3 protein-coding genes are annotated in these 3,467 nt (G+C 74.9%); 2 read left to right on the forward strand and 1 reads right to left on the reverse strand.

The features are described from left to right. Positions 1-1,013, forward strand: a 1,013-nt coding sequence (locus tag MHY29_RS11625) for a 3,4-dioxygenase subunit beta (protein ID WP_239241399.1), incomplete at its 5' end; no start/stop codon positions are given. Positions 1,014-1,045: 32 nt separating this feature from the next. Continuing rightward, positions 1,046-2,782: an FAD-binding dehydrogenase gene (locus tag MHY29_RS11630; RefSeq protein ID WP_239241401.1), complete on the forward strand. Its 1,737-nt coding sequence runs from the start codon at positions 1,046-1,048 to the stop codon at positions 2,780-2,782. A gap of 32 nt (positions 2,783-2,814) precedes the next feature. Here the strand turns inward: MHY29_RS11630 and MHY29_RS11635 are convergent, their stop codons facing one another. Next, the gene (locus MHY29_RS11635) at positions 2,815-3,321 is read right to left on the reverse strand and encodes a pyridoxamine 5'-phosphate oxidase family protein (RefSeq protein ID WP_224355565.1); all 507 of its coding nucleotides are present in this window, start codon (positions 3,319-3,321) and stop codon (positions 2,815-2,817) included. Positions 3,322-3,467: the final 146 nt, after the last annotated feature.

Below are 3,467 nucleotides of genomic sequence, written 5' to 3' on the forward strand. Positions count from 1 at the left end.
TCCCCCAGGTCACCGAGGGAGGCGAGGCCCCCGCCGTCACGCCCACCTTCGAGGGCCGGGCCTTCCACCGCCCGGCCGAGGACGTCGAAGACCAGGGCGCCGCCTTCGACGTCGGCACGCTCGTCTCCCGCCGCAACGCGCTCGGCATCTTCGGCGCGGGAGCGGGGGCCCTCGTCCTCGCCGCGTGCGGCGTCCAGGAGGGCGCCTCGTCCTCCTCCAGCTCGACGTCTGCGAGTGCCGGCTCCTCGTCACCCGCGGCCTCCTCGTCGGCGGCGAGCGCCTCGCCGTCGGCCACCCTGACCGAGATGGTCACCGAGACCGCAGGCCCGTACCCGGGCGACGGCTCCAACGGCCCGGACGTGCTCGACGCGTCCGGCATCGAACGCTCCGACCTGACCACGAGCATCGACACGGGCACCGTCGCCGAGGGGGTCCCGCTCACGGTGACGATGAACGTGATCGACATGGCCAACGGCGACGCCGCCATGACCGGCGCCGCCGTGTACCTCTGGCACGCCGACGCGCTGGGCCGCTACTCGATGTACTCGGACGGCATCACGGAGGAGACTTACCTGCGTGGCGTCCAGGTGGTGGGCGATGACGGCACGGTCACCTTCACCACGGTGTGGCCCGGCTGCTACGACGGACGGTGGCCCCACCTGCACTTCGAGGTGTTCCCGGACAAGGCGTCCATCACGGACGCGACGAACAACGTCCTCACCTCCCAGATCGCCATGCCGGAGGAGCAGTCCTCGCAGGTCTACGCCACGTCGGCCTACGACGGGTCGACGGCGAACTTCGCCAAGGTCAGCCTCGAGACGGACAACGTCTTCTCGGACGGCTACGAGACGCAGCTGCCGCAGATCACGGGCTCCGTGGAGAAGGGCTTCGCCATCACCATCGACGTCCCGATCGACACCACCACCGAGCAGGAGCAGGGCGGGATGGGCGGGCCCGGCGGCGGGCAGCCCCCGGCGGGCGGCGAGGGCGGTCAGCCCCCGGCGCGCCCCTGAGCCCGGCGGGTGCGAGTCCGTACAGTGGCGCCATGAGCTCTGTGATCCCCGACACAGCCCGCCCCTCCTCCGGCCACGCAGGCGTGCACCGGGCCGACGTCGTCGTGCTGGGCCATGGCCTTGCCGGCCTGGTGGCCGCGTGCGAGCTGCTCGAGGCGGGCCGCTCCGTGGTGCTCGTGGACCAGGAGCGCGCCGCCGACCTGGGAGGGCAGGCGTGGTGGAGCTTCGGCGGGCTGTTCCTCGTGGACTCGCCTGAGCAGCGCCGTCTGCGCGTGCGCGACTCCGTGGGCCTGGCCTGGTCGGACTGGCGGGAGACCGCGGGGTTCACCGGCGGGGACGACGCCCTGCCGCGCGCCTGGGCCGAGGCCTACGTGCACTTCGCGGCGGGGGAGAAGCGGGCCTGGCTGCGTGAGCGCGGACATCGGCTGTTCCCGGTGGTGGGCTGGGCGGAGCGGAAGGTCCCCGCGCCGGGCGTCGGCGGCAACTCGGCCCCGCGCTTCCACATCACGTGGGGCACGGGGCCGGGCATCGTGGAGCCGTTCGCGGCGGTGGTCGAGCAGGCTGCCTTCGACGGACGGCTCACCTACCTGCCCCGGCACCGTGTCACGGAGCTCGTCACGCAGAACGGGGCCGTATGCGGCGTGCGCGGGGACCGGCTGGCGGACGACGACGGCGCCCGCGGCACCTCCTCGAGCCGCACCGTCACGGGGGCGTTCGAGGTGCGGGCGCAGGCGGTGCTGATCGCCTCCGGCGGCATCGGGGCCGACCACGACGCCGTGCGCGCGGCCTGGCCCGACCGGCTCGGCGCCCCGCCGGAGCGGATGCTCTCCGGGGTCCCCGCCTACGTGGACGGCTCCGGCGTCGCGGCCGCGCGGGCGGTCGGGGCGCACATGCTGCACCCCGACCGCATGTGGCACTACACCGAGGGGGTCGCGAACTGGGACCCGGTGTGGCCCGGGCACGGCATCCGCATCCTCCCCGGGCCGAGCTCCCTGTGGCTGGACGCTGCCGGGCGACGCCTGCCGCACCCGCGCTGGCCCGGCTTCGACACCCTCGGCGCCCTCGGTGAGATCCGTCGCCCCGGCGGGGCACGCCGCGCCGAGGGGGCGGACCACACGTGGTTCGTGCTCAACGAGCGGATCATCGGCAGGGAGTTCGCCCTCTCCGGCTCCGAGCAGAACCCGGACCTCACCGGGCGGTCCCTCGGAGACGTGCTGGGCCGCGCCACGCAGGGGGTGCCCGCCCCCGTGCGCGCCTTCCTGGACCACGGCGAGGACTTCGTCCAGGCCGCCACCGTGGAGGAGCTCGTCGACCAGATGAACGAGCTGCAGGACCGCACCGGCGGGGGCGGCCCGCGCGTCGAGCTGCACGCCGTGCGGCAGGCGGTGGCCGAGCACGAGGACGGGGCGGCGCGCGCCGGCGTGGACCCCCAGCTGGACGCGGTGCGCCGCGCCCGCCAGTACCTGGGGGACCGGCTGATCCGCACCGCCGCCCCGCACCGGCTCACCGACCCCGCGGCCGGGCCGCTGATCGCCGTGCGCCTGCGCACCCTGACGCGCAAGACCCTGGGCGGGCTGCACACCGACCTGCGCGGGCGCGTGCTCGACGAGCTCGGCGGGCCCGTCCCGGGCCTCTACGCCGCCGGTGAGGCCGCCGGCTTCGGCGGGGGCGGCATGCACGGCTTCCGCGCCCTGGAGGGAACGTTCCTGGGCGGCTGCCTGTTCAGCGGCCGGACCGCCGGGCGGGCGCTCGCGGAGGACGTCGCCTGACGCAGCGGGCCCGCCAAGGGAGGTGGTGAGACTCAGTCGGTCGGCTCGGCGCCGTCGCGCTCCGGCTGCTCCCCCAGGAGGAAGTGGCGGCCGGTGGCGGAGTCCACCTCGACCTTCACGTAGAAGTCCTTGATGGTGGGGACCCACGGCCGGATGCCCATGGACTCGGCCTCGGCGATCTCCTCGGCCGTGTCCGCGCGGCGGGCGGTGCCGTGCAGCAGCACGGACCAGGCCTGGTCGGAGAGGATGCCGTCCGCCTGCACCACCACGCGGGGGTTGACGGTGAGCTCGGCCAGCTTGGAGCCGGGGGCGGTGCGGAACCACACGACGCCGTCGACGGCGCGGACGTTGACCGGCACGATGTCCGGCTCGCCGCCCACGGCCAGGCCCAGGCGGGCGTGGCGGACGCCGCGCATCAGCTTCCAGATCTGCTCGTCCGTGAGCTTCAGGACGGGCTCGCCCTCCGGATGGGGGAACATCGAACCGGGGCCGACCGCGGGGTCCGGGCGCTGCATGGAGGGGGTGGTGTGCTCGGTCATCGGGGGCCTCCCGGTTCGTCGTCGGACGGTTGGTCCGCTCATTCTCACTCCGCGGCGCGGTCCGCCACCAGGCCTGCCAGCACGGCCCGGGCGGTGGGGGCCCTGCGGCCCGGGCCCACGGCCAGCAGGTGCGGGGCCTGTCTCTT

It is taken from the genome of Micrococcus sp. ACRRV (assembly GCF_022346985.1).
Taxonomy (GTDB): domain Bacteria; phylum Actinomycetota; class Actinomycetes; order Actinomycetales; family Micrococcaceae; genus Micrococcus; species Micrococcus porci.